This window comes from Halorientalis brevis (assembly GCF_023077655.1).
The window spans coordinates 552,657-577,669 of sequence record NZ_JALLGV010000004.1; the positions used below are offsets into that span (position 1 = coordinate 552,657).

Sequence of the window (25,013 nt, forward strand, 5' to 3'; positions counted from 1 at the left end):
CTACAAAAATATTATTCTAGATCATTTTGTCTAATTGGGTCGCCTTCAGCCCGAGGATTTATGACCTGTTTTCCTAGTACCGTCTGCAATTCACGCGGTGACAGTCCTTCTGCTGGTCGAACGATCTTGATATCTGATTCAGAGAGCACAGTTCCTGACTCGATATCAGTCGCTGCGTATAAGCTCTTTCGCGAGATAGCCCGATTTTCCAGCTCAGCATCTACAGGATGTTTCTCGCCGTCTCCGAGGGCCCTTGCTGCAGTTTCAACTAACTCGATACAGCGAGCTAATTCGTCCGGTTCGAGCGATGCCTCATGATCAGGCCCCGGAAGAGTTGAGTCGATCGTGAAGTGTTTTTCTATGACACACGCACCAGCAGCGACAGCCAGTGCCGGTGTTTCGGGTAACGTCGTGTGATCCGAGTAGCCGACTGGTACCGTTAGTTCGTCAGCCATCGTTTGCATTGCGCGGAGATGGATGTCTTCGATTGCTGCTGGGTATGATGACGTGCAGTGAAGAAAGATCAGATCAACATCAGGATTTGCCGCTGTGATCGCCCCATGGGCGTCGTTAACTTCTTCCATCGTTCCCATGCCTGTGCTAACGATCATGGGTAAGTCGAGATCAGCAATGTGTTCGAGGAGCGGATGATTATCCAATTCGCCTGAGCCAACTTTGATCGCGGGTACTCCGAGATCAGCTAACATATCCGCGCTCTCGGGATCGAACGGTGTCGAGAGAAACGTGATGCCCTTCCCTGTGCTGTATTCTATCAATTGTTCGTGTGCCTTCCGATCCAACTCGTACTGGCGTAACATCTCGTACTGTCCATCTTCGTCAGTCGTCTCTCCCTGATACTTGGCCTTCCGGGCATCCTGGGTAACGAGACGGTCTGCACTGAACGTCTGGAATTTCACTGCATCGGCACCGGCGTCCGCTGCAATATCGATCAGACGCTTGGCCAGATCGAGATCGCCATTATGATTGACGCCAGCTTCAGCGATAAAATATGGTGTCTCCTCGGTTCCCACCGGTGTCCCATTAATTTTCATGCGACTGTGCTCACTCCGAGAAATTATAGGAGTGGTGTTAAATCACTCGTTATATTGGTATAGCCCGGACCGATCTGTCTTCACCGTGGACTAACCGTTTCGCGACTGAATCGCATACAGTTCGGCGTACTGCCCGTCGTTCTCGATCAACGTCTCGTGATCACCGGTCTCGACGATCCTTCCGGCGTCCACCGAGTAAATCCGGTCGGCGTTCTTTACAGTCGAGAGCCGGTGTGCGATCCCGACCATCGCGTAATCACGCTCCATGCTCTCGATTGACTGTTGCACCTGCTTCTCTAGATTCGAGTCGAGATCACTCGTCGCCTCGTCGAGTACCAGCACGTCGGCATCTTTCAGCAGCGCCCGTGCTAGCGCGACTCGCTGTCGCTGTCCACCCGACAGCCGAACGCCGTCGTCCCCGAGCTGCGTCTCGTATCCGTCAGGCAGATCGTCGAAGAACTCGTCGACTTTAGCGATCCGAATCACCCGATCGAGTTCGTCCTCAGAGATGTCTCGATTCCCAATCGTCAGGTTGTACCGGAGCGTGTCGTTGAAGATAAACGGATCCTGTCGTACCACTGCGATCCGGGATCGCCACTCGTCGATGTCCATTTCGTGGATCGATCGACCGTTCGCCCGGATCTCTCCGGAGTCCGGTTCGTACATCCGAGACAGCATCGAGACGATCGTCGATTTGCCGGCCCCGGACTGCCCCACGAATCCGATGAACTCCCCTTTCTCGAACTCGAAAGACACACCTGAGAGCGCCTCGTCGTCCTGTCCCTCGTAGGAGAAGCGCACGTCGTCGAACTCGACAGTCTGAATCTCGTCGGGAACCGGCTCCGAATCGCTAGTCGGCTCGGTATTCCGTTCGAGTTCGTCGATGAACTCCTGGGTCCGCACGAGATGCGGGAGGTTGTTCTCGATCTTGTATAGTTTCGAGTTCAACGCACTCGCTTTCGGCCCGAGGCGGAACATCGCGAACAGGAACACACCGAGCGCACCGAGCGAGAGGTTCGCGAAGGTGAGCGCGAGGTAGATCAGGACGAACACCGAGATAGCGGTCAAGAGATTGTAGAAGTTCTGAATCGCCTGCTCGTTGCGCCGCAGCCTGATACTCGAACTGGCGTACTGATTCACCGCGTCGAGAAAGTCCTCGAAGAGTTCGTTTTTCAGCCCGAACAGCTTCGTGTCTCGGATCCCCTGTGTCCCGGCCTGGGCAGCCTGCTGGACGCGCTCGTTCGAGTCAGCAACCTGGTCACCGAGTTCGTACCCAGGCTCGACGACGTACCGGAACAGCACGGCAAAGCCACCGAGAAACACCAACGCAAAAAGTGTGAGAAACGGTGCGATGACTAACGCGACTACGAGGTACATTAGCGTCAGGAACCCCTGTTCAAGAAAGTCGATGACAAGCCTGATCGTTTTTCCTGCGTACTCCGCCTGCGTAACAATTGCGTTCAGAATGTCATCTGATCCTTCCTGATCGAAGTACTCGATCCGGGCGTTCAGTGCATGGTCGAACGATTCCCGCTGCAAATAACGGATATAATCGATCGACAGTGCACTCCGCATCCACCGCACGAAGAACGTCAGCGTCCACCGCACGGCGAGGACGGAACTCACACCGACGACGACGGACCCCAGCGTAAAGGGAATCTCCAGAAACTCGTACATAGTAACGAACGCTAGCATAATACCGTCGGCCTGCTGTGCCGGATCGCCGGGCGACTGGACTATCTCGACGATCGGCAAAATAAAGCCGAGACCGACACCTTCGAGAAGGGCAGCAAAAACGCCGCCGAGAATGATCGCCGCAGTGAGACGCGGCCGGTATCTAGCGACCCGGATCAGCGCTCGGAGTTGCTCTCGCCGGCCGATATTCTCTGAGTCACTCATTAGAGAAACGATCCTCTCTCGGATTTTATACTCGTTGGTTTGGTGATAGTCGAGAACCCGATGCTTATTTATTCGATTTCAAATCTGGGAGTGGAAATCTTTGTTTTCCCATCTGCAGATTTAACAACATCCGATTTCGCTTCACCGTTTATCCGGATATCATCCGACACTCCCGGAAACCCGTGACGAGAGAAAGCCAAAGATCGATGCCCCAAGCGAGTCGATCTGCCCCAGTCTAGTTCGCCTACAGAAGCGGATTCCTGTTTCTGGAGTGTCGTCAAGCCCGCTGTCAATTCTACCGATCGTGGACAGCGTGGAAGTTGAGGCAGATGCCGTCAACGACGCAGTTCAATTTATCTCCCCGAGAGCAGTGCACGAATCGACTGCCGCACTGATTCTCGTGGCTCCCAGTTGAGCTCTTCTCGAGCGCTATCCGTCGCGACCTCGAACGTATCCACGAGCGTTTCGTTCCCACGCGGATTCTCGATCAGTTCGACATCGGCCTCAATATCTCGCTCTTCTGCTGCAATCTCAGCCACCCACTCGGCCAACGTCATCACGCTCGGATCTTCGTCACTCGCGATCTCGTACCTCTCGACCCCAGTCTCCCCAGCATCCAACTGTTCGACCATTCGCTCGGCGCTCCGAACGTACGCCCGAGCGACGTCCTTCACGTGGACGAAGTTCCGGGACTGCGTGCCCGGCTCGTACACCGTCAGCGTCTCCCCGGCCAGCGCTCGGTTGACGAAGAAGTTCGTCACCGTCCCCTTCGACACCGTCGTCCCGTCGATCTCGTGCTCACCATACAAATTCGAGATCATGTACAGGTGCGCGGGGAACGCACCCTCGGCGAAGTCCTCGATCGCGCGCTCGCTGAGCAACTTCGTGCGTCCGTACCAGTTCATCGGATCGCGGGGATGATCCACCGTGATCGGGAACTCCTGGGGATCGCCCAGCACGGCCATCGAGAAGGGGAAGATCAGCCCAGCACCGGCCTTGCGGCAGAACCACGCCACGTTGTTCGTCCCCTGGACGTTGACCTCGTAGGCCAGATCCGGCTGCTCGTCGCAGTCGTCCACGCCGGAGATCGCCGCCAGGTGCATCACGACATCCGCGCCCGACAGCGCGTTCTCCAGTCGATCCCGGTTCCGAATGTCGACGTGGTCGACCTCGACGTCGCCGATCTGTCGAACCTGACCGAGGTAGAAGTTGTCCAGCGCAGTGATCTCCCAGTCCGGATGCTCGTCTTGCAGGACCCGAACGACGCGACTGCCGATGTAGCCCGCGGCGCCGGTGACGGCGACGCAGAGTTCGTTGTCTCGTTCACTCATTGTTTGCCTCCATGAACCGCTCTGCCAAATCACGGACGCCCTCGCGGAGCGTCCACGTCGTCTCGAACCCGGTTTCGCCCAGTCGGTCGAAGTTGACGTGATACGACGGGCCGGGGTGTTCGTCTTCCAGGTAGGTGATGTCGACCGGGCCGACTTCCTCCTGAACCAGATCGGCGATGTCGGCGATCTGGAAGTTGCCCGCGTTGGTCCCAACGTTGTACACGCGGTGGTTCCAGTCGTCCGGCCGAAGCGCCGCGTGCTTGTAGGCGCGCGCGGCGTCCTCGACGTGGACGAACGGCCGCCAGTTCGACCCGTCACCGTACACCGTCAGCGATCGCCCGGTCAGCGCGCGGAACACGAAGTAGTTGACCACGAGATTGAACCGAACGCCCGGCGAGTAGCCGTAGTTCGTCGCCATCCGCAGCGCCGTCCCCTGCATCTCGTGGTCGGCGCAGTAGTCCGCGAGCAGGGACTCGGCCTGGTACTTCGCCTCCGCGTAGGGATTGATCGGATCGGGGTCGACCGACTCGTCGATGTCGGTCGAGAGCGCCCGGCCGTAGATGTTACACGACGACGCCGAGACGACGTTCCCGACGCCGAGTTTCCCCGCGGCCTTCAGTACGTTCTCCGTGCCGTCGTAGTTGACGGCGAACGTTTCGTCGCGTCGGTCGTGCGTGCTCGCCGCGCCCGTGATCGCCGCGAGGTGGATCACCGTGTCCACCCCGCGCATGGCGTTCTCGACGTCGCCGTACTCCCGAACGTCGCCGCGTCGGAAGTCCAGCGCCTGGGCGTCGTCGCCCTCGCCGTCGCTGTCGACCGGGGAGAGCGTCCCCAGCAGCGCGCGGGGCGACCCACTCTCTAAGCTGTCGAGGACGACGATACGATCGACGGCGTCGTCGCTACGTAGCATCGGGATCAGCGCGCTCCCGATGTAGCCGCAGCCGCCGGTGACGAGCACGTCCATCGCCTACTCCTCCAGGACGCCGGGCAGGAACCGGTCCTCGTGGGCTTCGATGGTGTCGTCGTACTGGGTCAGCGTCCCGAAGATGTCACGGACGCCGCCCTCGAAGTCCTGGGCCTGCTCGCCGATGAGGTCCATGTACCGGTCGTTCTCGATCTCCATCTTGTGAGTCTCGTCCTCGTCGCGCGGGTTCTCGAAGTGTTCGACGTCGACGTCGAGTTCGAACTCGTCGCCTACGTCGGCGATTGTCTCTGCGATCTCGACGATGGAAATGGCGCGCGTGACCTGGTTGTACACCGTCAGGTCGTCGGGCCGATCGTCGGGATCGGCCAGCGCCAGCTCTGCGAGGCCTTCGACGGCGTCCTCCAGACTGATGAACGGCTTGCGCTGTTCGCCCTTGCCGTACACCGTGACGGGGTAGCCCGCGACGGCCTGGGCGGCGAAGCGGTGTCCGACGGTGCCGAAGTAGTAGTCGAAGTCGAACCGGGTCTTGAGCCGGTCGTCCCCGCGTGTTTCCTCGGTCTCGGTCCCGTACGTGATCGCGGTCCGGACGTCCGAGATCGGGATGTCGAACTGCGAGTGGGCCAGACGCATGTTGGCCGCGTCGTGGCTCTTGGTCAGGTGGTACCAGCTCCCGGCCATCGCGGGGAAGGGCACGTCGTCGCGCTCGCCCTGGTTCTCCATGACCGCACCGCCCTCGGGGATCGGGAACTCCGGTGCACCGTAGACGCCGGTCGTCGTCGTCTCGATGAAGTGGGTGTCGTTGAGGTCGTGCTCTTCGAGGCCCCACAGGAGGTTCCGCGTGGCCTGCATGTTGTTGTGCTGGGTGTAGTTGGCCCGTTCCCCGTTGATCTGGGAGTACGGCGCCGAGGGCTGGGCGGCCGCGTGCACGATGACGTCCGGCTCGTGGACCGTCAGCAGTTCCTCGACGAAGGACTTCTCGGCCAGGTCGCCCTGCACGAACGAGAGGTTCGTCACGCCGTGGACCTCTTCTGCGGCTTCGATGCGTTCGTCCATCCACCCGACCGGCACTGCACTCACCGAGCCGACCTCTTCGACCCAGTCACGACGGGCGAAGTTGTCGACGGCCAGGACGCGGTCGTCGGTTCGAGTCGCGATTCGCAAGGCGGCGGGCCACCCGATGTAGCCGTCACCACCAGTGACGATGATCGTCATAGTTACTCAGAATGTGAGTAACCGAACTGTGATAAACGTTGTGTCATCGACAGCTGATGCTGATCAGTCCAGATCGACCCAGAAGCGGTTCACGCAGTCGAAATGGCTATACGATCACCGTCTGAGTGACAAACGAACTCGACGATGACAGACTGGGAGCGCGCGCGGTCGACCTCCGTCGTCGCGAGAACCAGCACCGCGGTCGCCGAGCGCCTCGATGCGGCAGCGAACGAGTCACGGATTCGACAGTTTCTCGGGGACGGCGAACGACTGCTCGCCCGCGCGATAGCGACCAGTCGCGCCGGTGCCGTGGGACGGACACTGGATCGGTGGGGTCGCGACTCGTGGCTCTATCGGTGGCTCACGAAAGAGCCCGATCCGGACGTCGTCGTCATCGACCTCCGCGAGACCTGGACGATCAGCCCAATTCTCGCCGTGCTGGATCGAGTCGTGGGGGCCGTCGCGACGGCCGACGAACGTCTGGGCCTCTCGCGAGCGGCCCAGGCAGGTGCGGAGACCGTTCGATCCGCACCGCTCCGGGTCCTCGGAACCATCGCGTTCGTCGCCGTCTTCGTCAACACACTGGCAGCCGTAGCCCTCGGCGGTCTCAGTGACGCGGGCCTCGGCAGCCGCCTCCTGGTGCTGGCGGTCGCCACGCTCGCGACGCGGGTCGACGCGACGTGGGACGAACTCCGCGACGGTCGCGTCGGCTCACTGCTTCTCGCGCTCTTCGAGCCACCGGAGCCACCCGACGAGGGGACCGAGAAAGTCGGAGATATCGAGGACCGCTGACTACCTAGATCAAAGTGAAAATCCAGTCCAGTTAACGCTGATCAGGGAGGAAGGATTTCCATACTTGTCAGTCGTTTGATCTCGGTTTCACTCAGCAAACTGAACAGAGGTAGAGCCGCTGTTCTTCTCCGTCCTCGACTGTCGAACTACCATTCTGCATAGGGCGTTTCAGTTCACTCTACTACTTATAATTTATATTGAGTGGAACGGCCACACGTAGTCGGAGTTGCCAGGATCCCACTGTCTCAACGAGGAGCGTGCGAACCCGCAAGTGATCGCCGTGGATCGACAATTGATACCTCAGTGAGAAAAATCCCAGATTTATATGATGTATTAGATCATTCCACTGTGACGCTTTTCGCCAGGTTGCGCGGCTTGTCGATCGACCGCCCGAGCATGTTCGCGGTGTGGTAGGCGACGAGCTGGAGCTGGACGTTCGCGACGACGGCCGCCACGCGCGGGTGCGTGTCGGGCACTTCCAGCACGTGGTCGGCGTAGCGCTCCACGTCTGACTCCCCGTCGGTCACCGCGACGACCGGGGCGTCCCGCGCTTCGACTTCCTTGACGTTCCCGATGGTCTTGCGAGCCATCTCGTCGTCACCAGTCACGGTAGCAAACACCGGCGTGTTCTCGGTGACCAGCGCCAGCGGCCCGTGTTTGAGTTCGCCCGCCGCGAAGCCCTCGGCGTGCTTGTAGGTGATCTCCTTCATCTTCAGGGCGCCCTCCAGCGCGACGGGGTAGTTGAGGCCACGGCCGATGAAGAAGTACGACTCGGCGTCCCGGTAGGTTTCGGCGACCTCTCTGGCGACCGAGTCGTCGAGGATCTCCTGAACGGCGCTGGGTAGATCGCGCAGCCCGCTGATGACCTCGCGGTCGTCGTCGACCGACGTGATACCTAACGTGAGAAGATTCAACGCCGCGAGCTGGCTGGCGAACGTCTTCGTCGCGGCGACGCCGATCTCCGGGCCGGCCCGGATGTACAGCGCGTGATCGCACTCCCGCGCTGCAGTCGAACCGACGGTGTTGGTCACCGCGAGCGTCCGCGCACCGCGACGACGGGCTTCTCGGAGCGCCGAAAGGGTGTCCGCAGTCTCACCGCTCTGAGTGACGCCGACGACGAGCGCGTCGCCGATCGGCGGCGTGCTCGTGGTGTACTCGCTCGCGAGGAACGCCTGGGCCGGGATGCCGGCCTGCTGGAACAACTGCGTGGCGTACAGCGCCGCGTGATAGCTGGTTCCGCAGGCGACGAACTGGACCGCCCGCGGCGTCAGATCCCCGAGATCGCCCAGGTCGACCTCGCCGGTGAGTTCGCCCACGCGCCCGCGGAGGCACTGCCGGAGCGCGCGGGGCTGTTCGTGGATCTCCTTGAGCATGAAGTGGTCGTAACCGCTCTTGCCGGTCTCCTCGGGGTCCCAGTCGACCGTGTCGACGTCCTTGTCGACCGGTTCGCCGGCGAGCGTCGTCACGGTCCAGCCGTCGGCGTCGATCGCCGCGAACTCGCCGTCGTCCATGTAGATCACCCGATCCGTGTGATCCCGGAACGCGGGCACGTCGCTCGCGAGATAGTAGGCATCGTCGTCGATACCGAGGACGAGCGGCGAGTCGTTGCGCGCGGCGAAGATAGTGTCCTCGCCGGCGATGACGGCTGCGACGGCGTAGCTCCCTTCCAGGTGGGCGATCGCCTCCCGGACTGCCTCCTCGGGGGCGGCACCGTCGGCGAGTTCGTCCTCGATCAGGTGCGGAACGACCTCCGTGTCGGTGTCGCTGCGGAACTCGTGGCCGGCCGTCGAAAGCTGGTCGCGGAGCGACTGGTAGTTCTCGATGATGCCGTTGTGAACCACCGCGACCTCGCCGAGACAGTCCCGGTGCGGGTGGGCGTTCTCGTCGGTCGGCGGGCCGTGGGTGCTCCAGCGCGTGTGGCCGATGCCCACAGTGCCGGAGAGTTCGCGCTCCGAGAGGGCATCGCGCAGGTCGTCGATCTCGCCGGCGGTCTTGCAGACGTCGATGTCGTCGGTTGCGAGTGCGACGCCCGCCGAGTCGTAGCCGCGGTACTCCAGTTTCGACAGGCCGTGGACGAGGACGTCGAGCGTCTCGCCCTGCCGGCCGGCACAGCCGATGATGCCGCACATCAGCGCATCACCTCCGCGGCTTCGGCGATGCGACCGTGGACGTGGACGCCGGTGTGCAGGTGCGCCGAGGGACCCACGAGCGTTCCGGGATCGATGCTCGCGTTGCCGTCGGCGGTCACGCGGTCGGCCAGCACCGCACCGAGTCGCTGGTCCTCGAACACCGTGTTGCCGACGCGAACGTCGGCCTCGCCGCCCGGGGCGACGGTCCCGGCGCCGACGTGGACGTCCTGACCGGTGACGGTATCGAACAGCGTCGACCCGGCGTCGACCCGCGTGTCGACGTCCAGGACCGAGCGTTCGACGGTCGCGTTCGCACCGATCGTGACGTTCCGGCCGAGCGCGGTGTCGGGCCCGACGACGGCCCCGGGTCCGATCTCCGAATCCGGGCCGACGACGACTGGCGCACGGAGCGTCGCGTCGTCGTGAACCAGCGCGTCCTCGTGGACCCAGACGCCGTGGGATTCGGCTGCGGCGTCGATCCGTCCGCGGGCGAGGACCTCGCGCGCCATCTTCAGGAGGTCCCAGGGATACGTCGCGTCGACCCACATCCCCTCACAGCGGACGCCGCGAACCCTGTCGCGATCCATGAGCCTGGCGATGGTGTCGGTCAACCCGAGTTCGCCCTGCGTGCGGGGGGTATCGGCAATCTCGTCGAAGATACCGGTACCGAAGGCGTAGATGCCGGCGTTGATGAGCCGGTACTCGTCGCTCGTCGGTTTCTCGATGAGTTCGGTGATCTCCTCGTTCTGCAGCGAGATCGCGCCGTACTGGCGTGCTTCGGGATGTTCGAGAACAGCCAGGGCGGCCGACGGCTCGTTGCGTTCGAAAGCGTCGACGACGGTTTCGATCATGCTCGTCTCGATGAGTCGGTCACCGTTCACGACGAGCGGCGGGCCGTCGACGGCCGACCGGGCCTGCAAGAGGGCGTGACCACTGCCGAGCTGTTTGTGCTGGCGCACGTACTGGACGGGAACCGACCGGTACGTCGGGCCGAAGTGGTCCTGTACCCGGTCGTGTTTGTAGCCGACGACACACACCAGCCGTTCCATGCCGGCGTCGACCAGGGCGTCGAAGACGTGCTCCAAGATTGGGCGGTTGGCAGCGGGCAGCATCGGTTTCGGGCGGTTGCGCGTCAGCGGGCGCAACCGAGTCCCCTCACCTGCCGCAAGGACGACCGCAGTGCTGACGCTCATACGAAATGGTCACCGTCGCGCCGTTTCAAGGTTCCGACTGTGGCAGTCAGATTTCCGTATCTTCCGATAGTAGCCGGCGTTTAACTATACGTCTGTCCGGTTAGTGACCTACTACTGGTCACTCATTGCGTCGCTCGCCATATTTCTGCCACGTGCATTTAGTTCGACCTCCGTCCGCACGCGGACCTCGTCGACGGCACCGATCTCCAGGAGGTGTTGATAGGCGTCCTCGACCTCGTCGACGGGGATGCCGACGAACTCGGACATCTCGAACGGCGACACGCCAGAGTACAGCGCCATGAGTACCTGACTCTCCTGTTCGTCAAGTTGCTCGACGCTGGCTTCGTTCTTCTCGACTGCCGTCGAAAACAGCGAGTCCAGCGCGTTCGTATGCGCGTTCGTTCCAGTGAGGTAGGTTTCGACGCTCAGATCGTCTTCGGTGTGTTCGACGGAGACGACCAGGCGAGACTTGTCGCGGACCGTCTTCTCGGTCGTGTCGATGTTGCCGACGTTGTCCACGTCGATTGAGAGGCGGCCGTCCGAGAGCGCCATCTTGATCGTGTCGTCGACGTACCGGAACTGCGCTTTCTCCCAGTCGGCCTCCTGAACGACGCCGCCTTTCACCGCCGGGTGTTTCACCAGGATGACTTCGTCGTGGAGGATCGCCCGACAGACCTCGACGTCCAGCGTGCCGTCGGGAACCGAGAGGAAGATGACGTTCCCACCGACCGACACCGCCGTGATGTCGGCCATGTACTCGGTGGCGTCGATGTCCGGTGGGTCCTCTTCGATCTCGACTTTGGCAATCGGCACCGTCTGTTTGTTTCCGCTCGTTGCCAGGACGAGCCGCTTGTTCGTCAACACGAGCCGGCAGGACCGCCACGACGCCCCGTCGTTGACCTGTCCGTCCTTGACGGCGTACAGATAATCCCCCTGCGTGTCCAGCAGTTTCTGTTCACCGTCGCTCATACGTACTGGCGAACACCCCGACGGACAGTAGGCAGTTCGTTCATGTGAGCAGGGTCGCGCGGGACGACGGGAGCACTCTCGCGACGTTAGTCGTCTCCATCTACCAGTTCGATAAGATAAATGTTGCCGGAACGTTTTCAGTTTCGATACGAACGTCGCAGCCGACGCCCGCTGGCGTCACTGACGCCGTCGTCGACGCAACGGTTCGGGAAACGGCGTTCGGACCTACAACACCAGGAGCGCGCCCCCGACGACTGCCAGCGAGCCGAACCCGATGCAGATGCCCCAGAACGCGACGCGACGAGCGAGCGCGACCAGCGCGCCGACGGTCAGATACCCGACGACGCCGCTGACGGCGAGCGCGACGACCGCAGCCCCAGGCGAGATGCCCGCAACGCCCGTGTCGAGGACAGCCAACACGCCGGCACCGAGCGCCGCCGGAATCGAGAGCAGGAAGGAGAGTCGCAGGGAGTCGACGCCCTCGTAGCCCCGCAGGAGCAGCGCGCTGACCGTCGTTCCCGACCGAGAGACGCCGGGAAGGATCGCCAGCCCCTGGAGCCCGCCGACGAGCACCGCGTCGAACAGCGTCGGTCGCTCTTTGTCGGGGCCACCACCGCGAGACTCGGCCACGCGCTGGACGAGGCCACCACCGCGAGACTCGGCCACGCGCTGGACGAGGCCAGTCACGATCAACAGCCCGCCGATGAGCGCGACGAACGCACCGCCGGTCAGGTCCGACACCAGGTGTTCGAGGAGTTTGTACGCGGAGATCGCCACGACGCCGGAGACCGCGGTCCCGACGCCCAGAAACGCCAGGTCAGCCGTCGGCCGCTCGAACGCCGACCGGGGTCGCAGTCCCGGGAGCGTTCGGAGCACGTCGACGATCTCGTCCCGGTAGAAGACCGTCGCGGCCATCGCGGTGCCGGCGTGGAGAAAGAGCGCGTAGCTGACGGCCGCGTCCGGCGTCGCGTCCGCGACGATCGTCAGCGTCAGCGCGATGGTCCCCTCGCTGGAGACCGGCAACCACTCCAGGGCACCCTGCACGACGCCGACGAGCACGGCGACCAACCACTCGTCCATACCGGGCGAGCACACCGGAGAGAGAAAGGCGATTCGGTTAGCGAACGCAGGTCGTCAGTCGGCGGTCGCGCCGGCCTCGCGCTCGTCCATGTCGACGAGTTCGTGGACCGGCGGGACCTCGGCGTCGGCGTCGGTGATGATGTCGATACGGCGCGTCAGTTTGTCGCGCGCGTACGTGACCAGCGGCGTCGGGTCGATCGCGTCGCCGAAGTCGCTGACCGTCCCGGCGACGTGGGGCATCAGGTCCTGCAGCGTGTCCTGGACGACCTGCTCGTCGACCTCGCCGCGCTGGACCGCGTTGCGAACCTTGTGCATCCCGAAGCCGACGTGGCGACCCTCGTCGCTGCGGATCTTGGTGATCCCGTTGACGATGCCGTCGAGGTCGGGCCACTCGCGCAGCGCCACCTCGTCGGATCCCCCGTCGGAGAACGCCGACTGGAAGCCGTAGTAGCCGGTCTGCGCCAGCACGGATTCGACCGTCAGGTGGTAGTGGCAGTAGGCGGTCACGCGGTTCTCGGGCGTGTCCTCGGTCAGGAGCCGTTCCATCGCGGCCTCGGTCTTGTCGAACAGCGCGACGTAGTCGTCGTTGAAGTAGTGCTGAGCCGTCGGGTTGGTCTGCTCGTACCCCAGTTCCTCGGCGACGGGGTCGACGACCTGGCGCCAGTACCGGTCGAAAAACTGGGTGTGCTTTGCTTCCTCGTAGATCTGACTGGAGAGGAACATCTGATCGTTGATGTCCTCAAAGACCAGGGCCAGCGGCATCAGGTCCTCCGTCACCGCCTCCTCACCCGCCCCGAACCGCGAGACGGCCGTCCGGAACTCCTCGAACTCCGCCTCGGTCGGTTCGTATTCGAGGAACTTCTCCTTGTCTTCGGCGAGCCCCTCGATCTCGTAGGGGTCCCAGTGACGGTACACGGCGTTCTCGAAGTAGCCCTGTGCGAACGAGTCCGGATCGAGCCGCATGTCGCGGCTGGCGTCCTCTACCTGTGTCATCGTACACCACGACCAACGCCGGAAACGGCCCTATCCGTGCTGCAAACGTATGTTGGGGCCTTTATCCCGCACTCCCACACCGCGTATTCGACGGTGAAAATCCCGGTTTTCGGGCGAGATAGCGGAAAATTGAACGAACCCCGAAAGACAAGAGGGGGTAGTCCGTCTTGATTGACATGCGCTGCGCAGAGTTGGCGCTGCGGCCAGGGCGGGAGGGGTTTCATCCGGCCGACAGGGCGCTCCTCGACGCCGCCGAGGTCGAGCGAGTCGCCATCCACCACATCAACCAGCTCGACGACGGGACCATCGTCTTCCTCTACCAGTTGCAGGGCGACCTCGACCGAGCGCGGGAGATCATGGGGAACCACGCCGACGTGCTCACGCACAGCATCTCGGGCGACGGCCAGGACCTCATCGCGTACATCCACTTCCAGCCCAACGAGACGGTCGACACCCTGTTCCGACTCCCACAGGAGTACAGCCTCGTCGTCGACACGCCCATCGAGTGCCTGAAAGACGGCGGGATCCGCGTCAGGTCGATCGGTGAACAGGCGACCATCACCCGATCGATCGACCTCATTCCCGACAGCATCGACGTGGAACTGGAGACGATGGGCGAGTACCACCCCGACGACCGACAGCTGTTCTCGAGGCTGACCGACCGCCAGCGCGAGATTCTCGTCACTGCGATCGACGCCGGCTACTACGACGTGCCGCGGAACGCGACCTACGAGGACGTCGCCGCCGAACTGGATCTCGCCCCGGTCACCGTCGGCGAACACCTCCGCAAGATCGAATCGCGAATTCTGAAAGAGATCGTTCCAGGATGAGATCTCGGTCGTTCAAGTTCGATCCAGTATTCAGGGATTCACCACTGGCCAGCTACGAGTTCCGGTCGATCCAGTTACAAAAGTCCTCGAAGTCCCGTGCACCTGCGCTCTCGGCGATGTTCCGGAGGGTCCCCACTCGGAGTTCGTCGTGCAGCGGAACCGTCACCTGCCGACGATCGTCTTCGTTCGTCGGGTGTTCGTAGTACAGTTGCGCGTGGTCACCGGCCGTGCGTCGCCACTCGAACCCACCGACGTTGACCAGCACCTTCACGACCTCCATGCCAGAGAACGGTCGACGGCCCATCGACTAGTTGAGGACGTCTGGCGGCGCTCCGTCGTCAGTCGTATTGTCCTCGGGGTCGATGCCTAGCTCGCGCAGTTCTTCGTCAGTGGGTTCACGCCCGATCTCGCCCTCGTGAAGGGCCACGGCCTCGTCGAGGTTATCGAGCGCGGCCGCTCGGGATTCACCTTGGCTCGTAACACCCGTTTCGACGTCCTTCGCGACCCACCAGTCGTCCTCGCGCCACAGTCGGATCTCCTCTTCGTGTGGCTCCCCGTTCCGCGTCGAACTGGCCATCTCAGTTCTAGTTGCAGGATGACCAGTATAAGCGTTCGGCTCGAACAGAATCGCTCAGCGGAGTTGGGTGCCGGTACACTGTGAAGACCACCGAGCACATGATGTCAACGCACACCTCTACAAAGACCGCTACCGACCTCACCCCATCTTCGGCAGGCCGCCGAAGTTCATCGTCACCGACTTCGTCTGCTGGTAGTCCTCGAGCGTCTCCTCGGAGAGTTCCCGCCCCATCCCGGACTGCTTGTAGCCGCCGTAGGGGCTCGGCTCGAACATGTCGTTCCAGGTGTTGATCCAGACAGTGCCGGCTTCGAGGTCGTCGGCGGATTTCTTGGCGTTGTCCAGGTCGGTCGTCCAGACGCCCGACGCGAGTCCGTAGATCGTGTCGTTGGCCTGGGCCATCATCTCGTCGTAGTCCGACCACTCGATGACAGACAGGACGGGGCCGAACACTTCCTCGCAGGCGACGGTGTCGTCGTTCTCCACGTCGGTGAGGATCGTCGGCTTCAGATAGGGGGCACCCTGCAGCTCCTCGTCGTCGGGCTGTTCGCCGCCGTAGGCCAGCGTCGCCCCTTCCTCGACCGCGGTGTCGACGTACGACTGGACCTCTTCGAGGTGGTCGTGGTCGACGAGCGGGCCGACGTCCGTCAGCGGGGACAGGGGATCGCCGATGGTGAGGTCGTCCGTCGCCTCGATGAATTTCTCCATGAACTCCGCTTTGACGTCCTCGTGGAGGAACAGGCGCGAGCCCATCGTACACTGCTGACCGACGTTGAACCAGGAGGCGATGATGGTGCCCTGGACGGCCTTCTCGACGTCGGCGTCGGGGAAGACGATGTTCGGGGACTTCCCGCCGAGTTCGAGCGAGACGGGCTTGATCTGCGTGGCGGCGTTCTCCATGGTGAACTGGCCGGCCCGCGTCGAGCCCGTCAGTCCCACTTTCTTGACGCCCTCGTGCTGGGAGATGGCGTTCCCGACCTCGCTGCCCGAACCGGTGACGACGTTCATCGCGCCGTTGGGCAGCACGTTCTGGATGGTGCGCGCCATCTCCAGGGTCGACAGCGTCGCGCGCGAGGAAGGCTTGTAGACGACGGTGTTGCCCGCTGCGAGAGCGGGGGCGACCTTCCAGCCGACGAACATCGCCGGGAAGTTCCACGCGCTGATGAGGCCGACGACGCCGTAGGGCTCTTTCTGCGTGTAGGTCAACCGGTCGTCGCTGGCCGGCGGCCGACGGCCCTCGTCGGCGGTGCGACAGAGACTGCCGAAGTAGCGGAACTGCTCGATGGCGATCTCCAGGTCGACGAACGCCGAGTGCTGGTTGGCCTTGCCGACTTCGAGGCTGTCGAGGCGCGCGATCTCGGCGCGTCGCTCGTCGAGGCGGTCGGCGATCTCGAACAGCTTCTCCGAGCGCATCTGCGGCGACACCTGATCCCACTTCTCGAAGGCGTCCCAGGCGGCGTCGACGGCCTCGTCGACGTCCTCGGCGGTCCCGTCCTGGAACCGAGCGAGCGTCTCGCCGGTCGTCGCATCGACCGATTCCATCGTCTCGCCGCTCGTCGAATCGACCCAGTCCCCGCCGATCAGGTGCCCGTATTCGTCCTCGTCGATGACGTCCGCCGCGACGTCGGCGTGTTTCTCCGCGATCGAGTCCCCCACGGCCACCCGTGCTTTGTCGAAGTAGTCGCGTTGCATGCGATGTGAGAACCCTTCACCAGAAGCGGAGTTAGGGGTAGTGCCTCAATAACTCGCATTTTTAAATGGCGCGTGCAGCGGAGAAAGAAATCAGCGTCAGTAGCGGTCAGCGACTAGAAGAGGATCACCGGCCAGACGAACTTGAACATCAGCCAGATGAGGCCGGTGAGCACGAGCGTCATCAGGACGTTCAGGACCATCCCGGCGCGCATCATGTGGCGCTGCTTGAGGTGGCCGCTGCCGAAGACGATGGCGTTCGGCGGCGTCGCGACCGGGAGCGCGAACGCGAAGCTGGCGGCGATCGCGCCGCTGACTGCCAGGAAGACGGCCGCGGAGACTTCAGAGAGGCCGAGCGTGGTGGCGAAGATGCCGCCGATCCCGATCAGGATGGGGACGATGATGGTCGACGTCGCCGTGTTCGAGGTCATCTCGGTGAGGAGGACGACCACGAGCACGACCGCGCCGACGACGAGGATGATGGGCGCGCCGGTCAGCGAGCCGAAGATGGTCTCGGCGAGCCACTTCGTCGCGCCGGTCGCCGCGAGCGCGTCGGCCAGCGCGATCCCACCACCGAACAGCAGGATGGTGCCCCAGTCGATGTCGACGATGTCCTCCCAGTCGACGGTGTCGGCCAGCACGAGCGCGGGGATGGCGTACATCCCGACCATGACGTAGTAGAGCAGTCCCTGGTGGCCGGTGACGCCCAGCACCGTCATCCCTTCGGAGGTGCCAAAGAGCGTGTTGAACCACGTGGTGGGGAGGATACCGAGCCGTTCGACGAGCAGGTCGAGCCCGCCCAGCACCCACAGCCCGGCGGTCGTCGCGAAGATGTAGGCGACGCGGCGGCCGCGCGGGGAGAGCGAGCCCTCCTCCTCGAGGTACTTGCGCGCTTCCTGACGTGCGTCGCTGACGTCGTCGATCTCCGGCGGGTAGAGGCGGAAGGTGAGCAGGTACCAGACCAGCGGGAGCGTGACGGCGACGACCGGCAGGCCGATCGCGAGCCAGTCGACGAAGCCGATCTCGTAACCGAGGATCGCGTTGAGTTGGGTCGCGAGCACCGCGTTGGGCGGCGTCCCGATGAGCGTCCCGACGCCACCGACGCTCGCCCCGTAGGCGGTCCCGAGCAGCATCGAGATCTGCATGTTCGAGAACGCCTCCTCGCTGTCTTCCGCTTCCTGTAACTCGTCGCGCCCGATGACCTGCGCGAGGACGCCCAGCGCGATGGGCGTCATCATCGCGGTCGTCGCGGTGTTCGAGACCCACATCGAGAGGAACGCCGTCGCGAGCATCACGGCGAGGATGAGCCGCCGCGGGGACGACCCCATCTTGGTCATGATCCACAGCGCGATCCGGCGGTCGATGTTGTACTTCTGGAGCGCGTTCGCGATCATGAACCCCGCGATGAACAGGAAGATGAGGTGGTCGGCAAAGCCCGTCAACGCCGCGTCCATGTTGTCGTACACGCCGAAGGCAGTCAGTAGCACCGGGATCGACAGCGCAGTCACGGCCAGCGGGATCGCACCTGTCACCCACAGTACCGCAGCGAAGAACATCGTCGCGATCGCGTATTGTCCTTTCGTCGATAGGTTCGCCGGATCAGCGGCGAATGCGATCAGTCCAGCACCGAGCAACGCCATCGCGAAAACGGCTAATTTACCCTTTTCCGAGTCCGTCTGCAGCTGTATCATTGATACACGTATCTCAAAGAACCCCTCTATTTATCATTTGCTTTCTCTGATAGATGCGTTACCACACCGCGCAACGAGTGACCTCAGAAGTGCGTCACGAGCGCTTCGATCTGATCGGCGGAAAGTTCGGCGCTGTACAACTCGAAGAGCGCGTGCCGGCGCGAAGCGGACAGGCCGCGACTCCCGTTTTCTAGCATCGAGATGTGGGCCTGCATCAGATCGTCGACTTCCTTCTCGACGGTCCGCTGTTCGTAGCCAGCGGCCGTACGCAGCAATCGCCAGGCGTCGGGAGAGATCTCGCCGACGTCGATCGCTGCGGACTCCTCTGACGACTCCATCAGTCGACACTAAACGTGAAACGGCGTAAAAACGTTCGCACCTGACGCGCCACCCGAGTCCGCGCCAGTAAGACAGGTGCAACACTCCGATGATTAGCAGTCGTCGTTAACCAAATCAGTTGCTCAGCAAATTTTCGGTAACTCCAACCACCCTCTCGACTGACATAGGTCGTTATTTTCGCTGCTTTGCGATCGTTGTAAACACATAAGTATATATGACACACGTTCACACAAGACACGTATGTCTACTGATAGGGGGCCAGCAGGATCGCCGGGCCTGCTGGGGAAACTCACGTCGAACCTCATGGAACTGCGGCGCTGTCGGCGGCGCGACGGCTGTCGTCGCGACTGCGCGCACGACCGAACGAGCGACGCGCGGCTCCCTTGGGCGACGGAGGGCTACGGCGGGTGGGGCGGGCACGAGCATCACGGAACCGACCCAGGCACAGAGCAGACCCCGGTCGTGTTCGTGCACGGGAACCAGCGCGACGCCTGTGACTGGGACGTCCACGCCGAGTTCTTCCGGAACCGATCGTACGGCGGCGACGACCTCTGGGCGATCACGTTCGGCAGCGGGAGTCCCTCCCACGACGAGATGGCAGACCAACTGGACGCGTTCGTCGCCCGGGTTCGAGAGTACACCGGCGCGTCGTCCGTCGCCGTCGTATCGCACAGTCTCGGCGTCACGGGCACCCGCTACTGGCTCCACCGCGAGGACCGGTACGACTGGGTCGACACGTTCGTCGGCCTCGCCGGTGCGAACCACGGCACGGTGTTGAACTCGATGGCAGTCCGGGCCGGCCTCACCACGGGCACGTACAAGATGAGTCGCTTCCTCCGGAAGGACTACCACCGCCTGTCCGAGCATCCCCTCGCCGACCTCAACGCCGAGGAGACGCCCGGCGACGTGGATTACTACACCCTCCGGGGGACCGACGACCCGCTGTTCTGGAACTGCCTGGACAGCCCCGCGCTGGAGGGCGCGGAGAACGTCGCCATCACGGCCGACCACGACGGCGTCCGGGCGAGTCTCCCCGCTATCGAGCACGTCTTCGAGTGGTGTAGCGGCCAGAAGCCGTACAACTTCAGGGCGCTCCTCGGGTCCGAGAGCGACGACGGGGACGAGCCCGCGCGTCCGTAGTCGCCGAAGCGAAGGGCAAGGGAATTACGGCCGCCCCGCCTTGAGAGGGGTAATGACTGTCCTCGAGACGGCCCGGCGCGCGATCGACACCGGGCCACTCTGTGACGCGTGTCTCGGTCGGCTCGTCGCCGACCGGAGTTTCGGACTGACTAACGTCGAGCGAGGCCACTCGCTCCGGGTGGCGGTCGCCCTCGACGACGACGAGCCGATCGACGACCTCGAACCGGACGGCGAGTGCTGGGTGTGTGAAGGCGAATGCCAGCGCTACGACGAGTGGGCAGACCGCGCCGCCCACGCCGTCAGGGACTACGACTTCGCCACCTACCAGACCGGGACGAAAGTGCCTCCGCTGCTCGAAGAGAACGACGAGTTGCTGCGGGAGGACGTCGGCCTCGAACCCGACGCCGGCGAACTCCTCAAAAGCGAGTTCAACCGCGAAGTCGGCAAGCGTCTCGGTCGCCTCACCGACACCGAGGTCGACTTCGAGCGCCCGGACGTGCTGGTGTTGCTCGACCTGGCCACCGACGAACTCGACGTCCAGGTCAACTCCGCGTTCGTCTACGGCCGCTACCGCAAACTCGAACGGGACATCCCCCAGACGAAGTGGCCCTGCAACGACTGCGGCGGGACCGGCCTCAAGCGCGGCGCGACCTGTGAGGGCTGCGGCGGGTCGGGCTTTCGCTACGACGAGAGCGTCGAGCAACTGTCGGCACCGGTCGTCCTGGATGCCATGGACGGCGAAGAGGCCGTCTTCCACGGCGCCGGCCGCGAGGACGTCGACGCGCTGATGCTCGGCGGCGGCCGCCCGTTCGTCATCGAGGTCAAGGAGCCCCGGACCCGTGACGTCGATCCCGAGGAGCTGGAGGACGAGATCAACGAGTTCGCCGAGGGGAAAGTCGAAGTCGAGGGGTTGCGGCTGGCGACCCACGACATGGTCGAGCGCGTCAAGGAACACGACGCCTCGAAGACCTACCGGATGGCCGTCGAGTTCGACGAGGCCGTCACCGCCGACGAACTGGACGCCGCCCTCGCGGAACTCGACGGCGCGACAATCCATCAGGACACGCCCCAGCGGGTGTCCCATCGCCGCGCGGACATCACGCGGACCCGCGAGGTGTACGGTATCGACGGCGAGCTGGAAGACGACACGCACGCCACCCTCGAAGTTCACGGGGAGGGCGGCCTCTACGTGAAGGAACTCGTCTCGGGCGACGAGGGGCGCACCGATCCCAGCCTGTCCGGCCTGCTGGGCGTCGGAGCCGTCGTCACCGCACTGGACGTCCTCGACGTCGAAGGCGAGGAGGAGCCGTTCGCGCTCCCCGAGTTCTTCCAGCACGAAGCCGAATCGTAGCGCCGTATTTCTTTCCCGCAACAACGTTTAGGGACCTGAACGACCTCACAGATAGTGAGGAGAGATACCATGTGCCACCATCTTGGAGACGGAGTCATCGACTGGGAGGCCGAGTGGGAAGCCGCCGAAGCCGAAGCCGAAACCGACGAGGCTGAGGGCGCGGACGAGCCACCGGAAGTCGACATCGAAGCGCCACCGATCGGGGAGGTCGAGATCGACGAACCCGAAATCGAGCAGCCGGAACTGGACGACTGACCCGGCCGAGACAGTCGCGAACCCACCGTCTTTATTCCCGTCGCTGGCCGACCAGCCGACAGCATGCAATTCGGCGTCGACGAAGCCGGCAAGGGACCCGTCCTCGGGTCGATGTTCGCCGCGGCGGTGCGTGCCGACCCGGCGGTGCTCCCCGCGGGCATCGACGACTCGAAGAACCTCTCGGTCGCTCGTCGCGAGGAGTTCGCGAGCGCGCTCCGCGCGGACGACCGCGTGACCGTCGGCCTCGCCGAGATTCCGCCGGACCGCATCGACGATCCCGAGACCGACATGAACACGCTCACCGTCGCCGCCCAGGCCGACGCCCTCGACGCGGTCGCGCGAGACGGCGACCGTGGTGCCGTCGACGCCGGCGACACCGACGCCGCCCGGTTCGGCCGACGAGTCGGGGACCACGTCGCTGCCGACCTGGACGTCGTCGCCGAACACGGAGCCGACGAAACGTACGCCCTCGTCGGCGCAGCGAGCATCATCGCGAAGGTCGCTCGCGACGCGCACGTCGAAAACCTGGCCGCCCGGCACGACAGCTACGACGACGTGGGGAGCGGCTACCCGAGCGATCCGGCCACCCGCGAGTTCCTCCGTGCGTACGTCAGCGACCACGGTGAGCTCCCGTCCTGTGCCCGGGCGTCCTGGCAAACCAGCCAGGACGTGCTCGCGGCCGCCGCACAGACGGGTCTCGACGAGTTCTGAGCAGCAGGAAAAGTGCCTGGAAGTGGGGAAATGTGGCGTTTGGGGGGAAACGCCACGTGGTGTGGGGGGGTGGGGCCAGGATCGCTGGGGGCGTCTGGCCGCGCCTGAACGTACGACACCCAGCTACACAAAAGGCAGGGAGCGTTTTCTCGTTTTGAAAACACCTGCGAACGCAGCGGACGAATCGCGAGAAACCCGTTCGGAATCGGACGACTGCAGCGTCGTCGGTTACTCCTCGTACTCGTCGAGCATGAGGTTCCGGAGGATGTCACCGTAGGCCGGCCGCGTGACCAGCACGCCGATGAGGACGCCGACGATGGTGACGATGGCGAACCCGGTCAGGTCACCCAGCGACAGCACCGTCAGCGGGCTCATGGCGATGATGGTCGTCGCCGCGGCGGCGCCGATGACCCAGAACGCCTTCTTGAAGCGGTTCTGGAACACCCTGCCGGTGGCGACGTCACCCTCCTGTAAGATCTCGTCGGCGATGATGATGAGGTCGTCCACCCCCGTCCCGATGACGGCGATGAACCCGGCGATGTGCGAGAGATCGAGCGCCAGGCCGACCGTCGACGCGAAGCCGAGCAGCAGGAACACCTCGGCGGCCGCCGTCCCCAGCATCGGCACCGCGACCCGCGGACTGCCGTAGCGGAGGAAGACGACGAAGCTCACCGCGAGCCAGGCGACCAGGCCCGCGATCACCGAGAACACCTTGAACTCCTGGGCGAGGCTCGGCTGCAGGTAGTAGGTCGTCCCATCGTCGATGGCCAGTTCCGTCGGCAGCGCACCGGCCTTGAGGTTGACCGAGAGCTGCTGTGCCTCGGTCATGTTCGTCGCGGTGATGACGAACGACGGGTCCTTCACGAAGTCGCCGGATTCCATGGACCCCGCGAGCCCACGGCTCATCTGCGCCGCGTAGACGGCTCTGCCGTCCTGAACGGTGTACAGACAGTAGCCGGAGGCGTTCTGCGGGTCCTGGAGCGCAGTCCGTGTCGGACAGTTCGCGATGCCGTCCTGACTCGTGAAGCCGAACCGCTGCATCGCGTTGGAGTAGTTCCGCGCGGCCTCGTCGGTCAGCGCGACGGAGACGTACGGATTAGGCTGTGCCTGGTTCGGGGGCTGTGCCGACCCGATGTTGACGAAGTCCTCGTTGGTCAGCAGCGTCACCTGGCGGTGGCTCCCGTTGTCGGCCGGGAAGTGCGCCACCATCTCGACTTGCCCGCGGTCCGCGATGAGGTTCAACACCTCGGTCCGGTTCGCGTTGGGCACTTCGACGACGACGAAGTGTTGCCCGGTTCCGGACGTGGTCAACCGCGCACCGCCGCCGGTCAGTCCGGCCTGGTTTACCTTCTCGTCGAGGATCGCGACCGCGTCTTCACGAGTCTGTTGCGTGACGCCCGAACGGACGTCGTCGTCGGCCACGTCGAACCCGTTGTCGTTGAGCGCAGTGACGAACGCCTGTTCGGTGACGTTGTCGGAGTACACCTCCACCGCGCGTTCGCGCGCCCTGAAGGTCACGTCGCTCTCCGAAACGTTCAGCGCATTCGCGAGCGCCGCGCGCTTCTGGTTCTCGTTCTCGACGGTCTGACTGATGTTGACGTTCTCGGCAGTCATCCCGACCAGCGGCGCGCGGATACTCGTCCCGCCGGACAGTTCCAAGCCGTACTGCAATCCAGTGGCGCCGTCACCGCCGCTGACGGCCGGTGCGAGCAACGCGACCCCGCTGGCGACGACGAACACGACCAGCAGGACGACGCGCCAGTTCTCGCGCAGGTTCATTGCTTGACCCCCTCGTACTTGTACCAGCGAAGCAGGCTGAGATTGAGCATGTACGTGTTCATCAGGTCAGCCGAGAGGCCGAAGACCAGGACGATCCCGATTTCGGGCAACAGCGGGATGCCCATCAGGTACGCCGCGATGGTCATCACGGCCATCGCCGAAATCGAAGTCAGCGTCATCGTCACACCCGTTCGCATCGCGCGGTAGGTCGACTCATAGAAGCCCCCGCGCCGACGGAGAATGTGGTTGTTGAGCAGCACGTCCGAGTCCACGCTGTAACCGATGAGCATCAGGAGCGCGGCGACGGTCCCCAGCGAGAGCTTGATGCCGAAGACGTTCATCAGCGCGATCGGAATCACGATGTCGGAGAACGCCGAGATCACGACGGCGATCGACGGGACGAACGTCCGGAACAGGATGAAAATGACGAGACTCATCCCGACGAACGCGACGGCGATGCCCATCAACGCCAACTGGACGGAGTCGGCCCCGAAGCTCGCGGCCGTCTCACTCATCGAGATCTGTTCGTACCCGGCCGAACTGATCGCGCTCTGGATCTGCTCGGTGTTGGTCGACTGGGTCGTCACGATGTACCGGTCGCTCCCGCGAACCGGCTGGACCGAATCGACCTGGAAACCGAGATTGCTCTCGATTGCCGACGGCGAGTCGGTCGCGACGATCTGTACCTCTGTGCCTCCGGTGAACGCGATTCCCAAATCAACCGGAGAGCCGGGACTCGCTGGTTGGCCAGTGACGAACAGCGACCAACCGACGAGGATCAACAACGACACGCCCAGCACGGCGAGCGGAATCGCCGCCAGCTGGCGGTTCGTGTACTTCGTGTAGTCGATCTCGGGTAAGCGGTCCGGCAGGTCTCTCACGCTCATCCGGACCACCCCCTGCGCCCGGCTGCCGGTACCTCGAACTCCACCATACGCCGTGGATTGCAACAGCCCCGAATAAGCCTTCTTATCTCGGTGTCACTCGCGCGCGACCGTCCGAGACGTAGCTGACTCTCGCCTCGATACCAGTCCGACGGGATCAGACAACTGAGCCGCACTGTCTGGCAGCGACGTCAC

General features: G+C 63.5%; 23 protein-coding genes. 6 read left to right on the forward strand and 17 right to left on the reverse strand.

Going from position 1 to position 25,013, the window contains the following annotated elements; genetic code table 11:
• Positions 1–11 precede the first annotated feature (11 nt).
• The 5 genes from neuB to MU553_RS11030 form a co-directional block, all read right to left on the reverse strand.
• A complete protein-coding gene (gene neuB / locus MU553_RS11010) occupies positions 12–1,052 on the reverse strand; it encodes an N-acetylneuraminate synthase (RefSeq protein WP_247376902.1) in 1,041 nt (346 codons plus the stop codon).
• A 90-nt stretch (positions 1,053–1,142) separates the two neighbouring features.
• Positions 1,143–2,951, reverse strand: coding sequence for an ABC transporter ATP-binding protein (locus MU553_RS11015; protein WP_247376900.1), 1,809 nt, complete (start codon positions 2,949–2,951; stop codon positions 1,143–1,145).
• 353 nt (positions 2,952–3,304) lie between these two features.
• Positions 3,305–4,282: an NAD-dependent epimerase/dehydratase family protein gene (locus MU553_RS11020; RefSeq protein WP_247376898.1), complete on the reverse strand. Its 978-nt coding sequence runs from the start codon at positions 4,280–4,282 to the stop codon at positions 3,305–3,307.
• Entirely contained in the window at positions 4,275–5,246 is a 972-nt protein-coding gene (locus tag MU553_RS11025) for an NAD-dependent epimerase/dehydratase family protein (protein ID WP_247376897.1), read from the reverse strand. The genes MU553_RS11020 and MU553_RS11025 overlap by 8 nt, the downstream gene beginning before the upstream one ends.
• Before the next feature lie 3 nt (positions 5,247–5,249).
• Entirely contained in the window at positions 5,250–6,419 is a 1,170-nt protein-coding gene (locus tag MU553_RS11030) for an NAD-dependent epimerase/dehydratase family protein (protein ID WP_247376896.1), read from the reverse strand.
• A gap of 144 nt (positions 6,420–6,563) precedes the next feature.
• On the opposite strand from MU553_RS11030, the gene MU553_RS11035 reads away from it, so the two are divergent.
• Positions 6,564–7,211 (forward strand): hypothetical protein, encoded by a 648-nt coding sequence (locus tag MU553_RS11035; protein WP_247376894.1) that lies wholly within the window; start codon positions 6,564–6,566, stop codon positions 7,209–7,211.
• 338 nt (positions 7,212–7,549) lie between these two features.
• Here the strand turns inward: MU553_RS11035 and glmS are convergent, their stop codons facing one another.
• From glmS to MU553_RS11060, 5 genes are all read right to left on the reverse strand, one after another.
• Positions 7,550–9,340 (reverse strand): glutamine--fructose-6-phosphate transaminase (isomerizing), encoded by a 1,791-nt coding sequence (glmS, locus tag MU553_RS11040; RefSeq protein WP_247376892.1) that lies wholly within the window; start codon positions 9,338–9,340, stop codon positions 7,550–7,552.
• Positions 9,340–10,533, reverse strand: coding sequence for a bifunctional sugar-1-phosphate nucleotidylyltransferase/acetyltransferase (glmU, locus tag MU553_RS11045; RefSeq protein ID WP_247376890.1), 1,194 nt, complete (start codon positions 10,531–10,533; stop codon positions 9,340–9,342). The genes glmS and glmU overlap by 1 nt, the downstream gene beginning before the upstream one ends.
• A gap of 111 nt (positions 10,534–10,644) precedes the next feature.
• The gene (locus MU553_RS11050; protein ID WP_247376888.1) at positions 10,645–11,502 is read right to left on the reverse strand and encodes a CheF family chemotaxis protein; all 858 of its coding nucleotides are present in this window, start codon (positions 11,500–11,502) and stop codon (positions 10,645–10,647) included.
• Between the two features lie 225 nt (positions 11,503–11,727).
• Positions 11,728–12,582 (reverse strand): undecaprenyl-diphosphate phosphatase, encoded by an 855-nt coding sequence (locus MU553_RS11055; protein WP_247378074.1) that lies wholly within the window; start codon positions 12,580–12,582, stop codon positions 11,728–11,730.
• A 54-nt stretch (positions 12,583–12,636) separates the two neighbouring features.
• The gene (locus MU553_RS11060) at positions 12,637–13,575 is read right to left on the reverse strand and encodes a ferritin family protein (protein WP_247376884.1); all 939 of its coding nucleotides are present in this window, start codon (positions 13,573–13,575) and stop codon (positions 12,637–12,639) included.
• Positions 13,576–13,751: 176 nt separating this feature from the next.
• Between MU553_RS11060 and MU553_RS11065 the strand changes: the two genes are divergently transcribed.
• Positions 13,752–14,405: a helix-turn-helix domain-containing protein gene (locus MU553_RS11065; RefSeq protein ID WP_247376881.1), complete on the forward strand. Its 654-nt coding sequence runs from the start codon at positions 13,752–13,754 to the stop codon at positions 14,403–14,405.
• A gap of 52 nt (positions 14,406–14,457) precedes the next feature.
• On the opposite strand, the gene MU553_RS11070 is transcribed toward MU553_RS11065, so the two are convergent.
• The 5 genes from MU553_RS11070 to MU553_RS11090 all read right to left on the reverse strand — a co-directional run bounded on the left by MU553_RS11070 (position 14,458) and on the right by MU553_RS11090 (position 18,697).
• Entirely contained in the window at positions 14,458–14,709 is a 252-nt protein-coding gene (locus MU553_RS11070; RefSeq protein WP_247376879.1) for a type II toxin-antitoxin system HicA family toxin, read from the reverse strand.
• A 3-nt stretch (positions 14,710–14,712) separates the two neighbouring features.
• Positions 14,713–14,982 carry a type II toxin-antitoxin system HicB family antitoxin gene (locus MU553_RS11075; RefSeq protein ID WP_247376878.1) on the reverse strand — a complete coding sequence of 90 codons (270 nt, stop codon included), beginning with the start codon at positions 14,980–14,982 and terminating at the stop codon, positions 14,713–14,715.
• Between the two features lie 138 nt (positions 14,983–15,120).
• Positions 15,121–16,671, reverse strand: coding sequence for an aldehyde dehydrogenase family protein (locus MU553_RS11080; protein WP_247376875.1), 1,551 nt, complete (start codon positions 16,669–16,671; stop codon positions 15,121–15,123).
• Between the two features lie 113 nt (positions 16,672–16,784).
• Positions 16,785–18,359 (reverse strand): SLC13 family permease, encoded by a 1,575-nt coding sequence (locus MU553_RS11085; protein ID WP_247376873.1) that lies wholly within the window; start codon positions 18,357–18,359, stop codon positions 16,785–16,787.
• Positions 18,360–18,442: 83 nt separating this feature from the next.
• Positions 18,443–18,697, reverse strand: a complete 255-nt coding sequence (locus MU553_RS11090; protein ID WP_247376871.1) for a hypothetical protein — start codon at positions 18,695–18,697, stop codon at positions 18,443–18,445.
• Between the two features lie 241 nt (positions 18,698–18,938).
• Between MU553_RS11090 and MU553_RS11095 the strand changes: the two genes are divergently transcribed.
• From MU553_RS11095 to rnhB, 4 genes are all read left to right on the forward strand, one after another.
• Positions 18,939–19,838, forward strand: coding sequence for an esterase/lipase family protein (locus tag MU553_RS11095; protein ID WP_247376869.1), 900 nt, complete (start codon positions 18,939–18,941; stop codon positions 19,836–19,838).
• A 52-nt stretch (positions 19,839–19,890) separates the two neighbouring features.
• On the forward strand, positions 19,891–21,189 hold the full coding sequence (locus MU553_RS11100) for a tRNA pseudouridine(54/55) synthase Pus10 (protein ID WP_247376867.1): 1,299 nt from the start codon (positions 19,891–19,893) through the stop codon (positions 21,187–21,189).
• A 69-nt stretch (positions 21,190–21,258) separates the two neighbouring features.
• The gene (locus MU553_RS11105; protein WP_247376866.1) at positions 21,259–21,444 is read left to right on the forward strand and encodes a hypothetical protein; all 186 of its coding nucleotides are present in this window, start codon (positions 21,259–21,261) and stop codon (positions 21,442–21,444) included.
• 63 nt (positions 21,445–21,507) lie between these two features.
• Positions 21,508–22,155, forward strand: a complete 648-nt coding sequence (rnhB, locus tag MU553_RS11110; RefSeq protein WP_247376864.1) for a ribonuclease HII — start codon at positions 21,508–21,510, stop codon at positions 22,153–22,155.
• A gap of 228 nt (positions 22,156–22,383) precedes the next feature.
• On the opposite strand, the gene MU553_RS11115 is transcribed toward rnhB, so the two are convergent.
• On the reverse strand, positions 22,384–23,934 hold the full coding sequence (locus MU553_RS11115) for a preprotein translocase subunit SecD (protein WP_247376862.1): 1,551 nt from the start codon (positions 23,932–23,934) through the stop codon (positions 22,384–22,386).
• Positions 23,931–24,821, reverse strand: a complete 891-nt coding sequence (gene secF, locus MU553_RS11120; RefSeq protein WP_247376860.1) for a protein translocase subunit SecF — start codon at positions 24,819–24,821, stop codon at positions 23,931–23,933. Before secF ends, MU553_RS11115 begins: the two co-directional genes overlap by 4 nt.
• Positions 24,822–25,013: the final 192 nt, after the last annotated feature.

Bases quoted from the DNA above. Each gene is read 5' to 3' on its own strand.
- glmS (WP_247376892.1), bottom strand. From the start codon at position 9,340: ATGTGCGGCATCATCGGCTGTGCCGGCCGGCAGGGCGAGACGCTCGAC.
- MU553_RS11015 (WP_247376900.1), bottom strand. From the start codon at position 2,951: ATGAGTGACTCAGAGAATATCGGCCGGCGAGAGCAACTCCGAGCGCTG.
- MU553_RS11080 (WP_247376875.1), bottom strand. From the start codon at position 16,671: ATGCAACGCGACTACTTCGACAAAGCACGGGTGGCCGTGGGGGACTCG.
- MU553_RS11070 (WP_247376879.1), bottom strand. From the start codon at position 14,709: ATGGGCCGTCGACCGTTCTCTGGCATGGAGGTCGTGAAGGTGCTGGTC.
- MU553_RS11100 (WP_247376867.1), top strand. From the start codon at position 19,891: ATGACTGTCCTCGAGACGGCCCGGCGCGCGATCGACACCGGGCCACTC.
- MU553_RS11055 (WP_247378074.1), bottom strand. From the start codon at position 12,582: ATGGACGAGTGGTTGGTCGCCGTGCTCGTCGGCGTCGTGCAGGGTGCC.
- MU553_RS11060 (WP_247376884.1), bottom strand. From the start codon at position 13,575: ATGACACAGGTAGAGGACGCCAGCCGCGACATGCGGCTCGATCCGGAC.
- secF (WP_247376860.1), bottom strand. From the start codon at position 24,821: ATGAGCGTGAGAGACCTGCCGGACCGCTTACCCGAGATCGACTACACG.
- MU553_RS11105 (WP_247376866.1), top strand. From the start codon at position 21,259: ATGTGCCACCATCTTGGAGACGGAGTCATCGACTGGGAGGCCGAGTGG.
- MU553_RS11115 (WP_247376862.1), bottom strand. From the start codon at position 23,934: ATGAACCTGCGCGAGAACTGGCGCGTCGTCCTGCTGGTCGTGTTCGTC.
- MU553_RS11095 (WP_247376869.1), top strand. From the start codon at position 18,939: ATGTCTACTGATAGGGGGCCAGCAGGATCGCCGGGCCTGCTGGGGAAA.
- MU553_RS11035 (WP_247376894.1), top strand. From the start codon at position 6,564: ATGACAGACTGGGAGCGCGCGCGGTCGACCTCCGTCGTCGCGAGAACC.
- MU553_RS11025 (WP_247376897.1), bottom strand. From the start codon at position 5,246: ATGGACGTGCTCGTCACCGGCGGCTGCGGCTACATCGGGAGCGCGCTG.
- MU553_RS11050 (WP_247376888.1), bottom strand. From the start codon at position 11,502: ATGAGCGACGGTGAACAGAAACTGCTGGACACGCAGGGGGATTATCTG.
- MU553_RS11020 (WP_247376898.1), bottom strand. From the start codon at position 4,282: ATGAGTGAACGAGACAACGAACTCTGCGTCGCCGTCACCGGCGCCGCG.
- MU553_RS11090 (WP_247376871.1), bottom strand. From the start codon at position 18,697: ATGGAGTCGTCAGAGGAGTCCGCAGCGATCGACGTCGGCGAGATCTCT.
- rnhB (WP_247376864.1), top strand. From the start codon at position 21,508: ATGCAATTCGGCGTCGACGAAGCCGGCAAGGGACCCGTCCTCGGGTCG.
- MU553_RS11065 (WP_247376881.1), top strand. From the start codon at position 13,752: ATGCGCTGCGCAGAGTTGGCGCTGCGGCCAGGGCGGGAGGGGTTTCAT.
- MU553_RS11085 (WP_247376873.1), bottom strand. From the start codon at position 18,359: ATGATACAGCTGCAGACGGACTCGGAAAAGGGTAAATTAGCCGTTTTC.
- MU553_RS11075 (WP_247376878.1), bottom strand. From the start codon at position 14,982: ATGGCCAGTTCGACGCGGAACGGGGAGCCACACGAAGAGGAGATCCGA.
- glmU (WP_247376890.1), bottom strand. From the start codon at position 10,533: ATGAGCGTCAGCACTGCGGTCGTCCTTGCGGCAGGTGAGGGGACTCGG.
- MU553_RS11030 (WP_247376896.1), bottom strand. From the start codon at position 6,419: ATGACGATCATCGTCACTGGTGGTGACGGCTACATCGGGTGGCCCGCC.
- neuB (WP_247376902.1), bottom strand. From the start codon at position 1,052: ATGAAAATTAATGGGACACCGGTGGGAACCGAGGAGACACCATATTTT.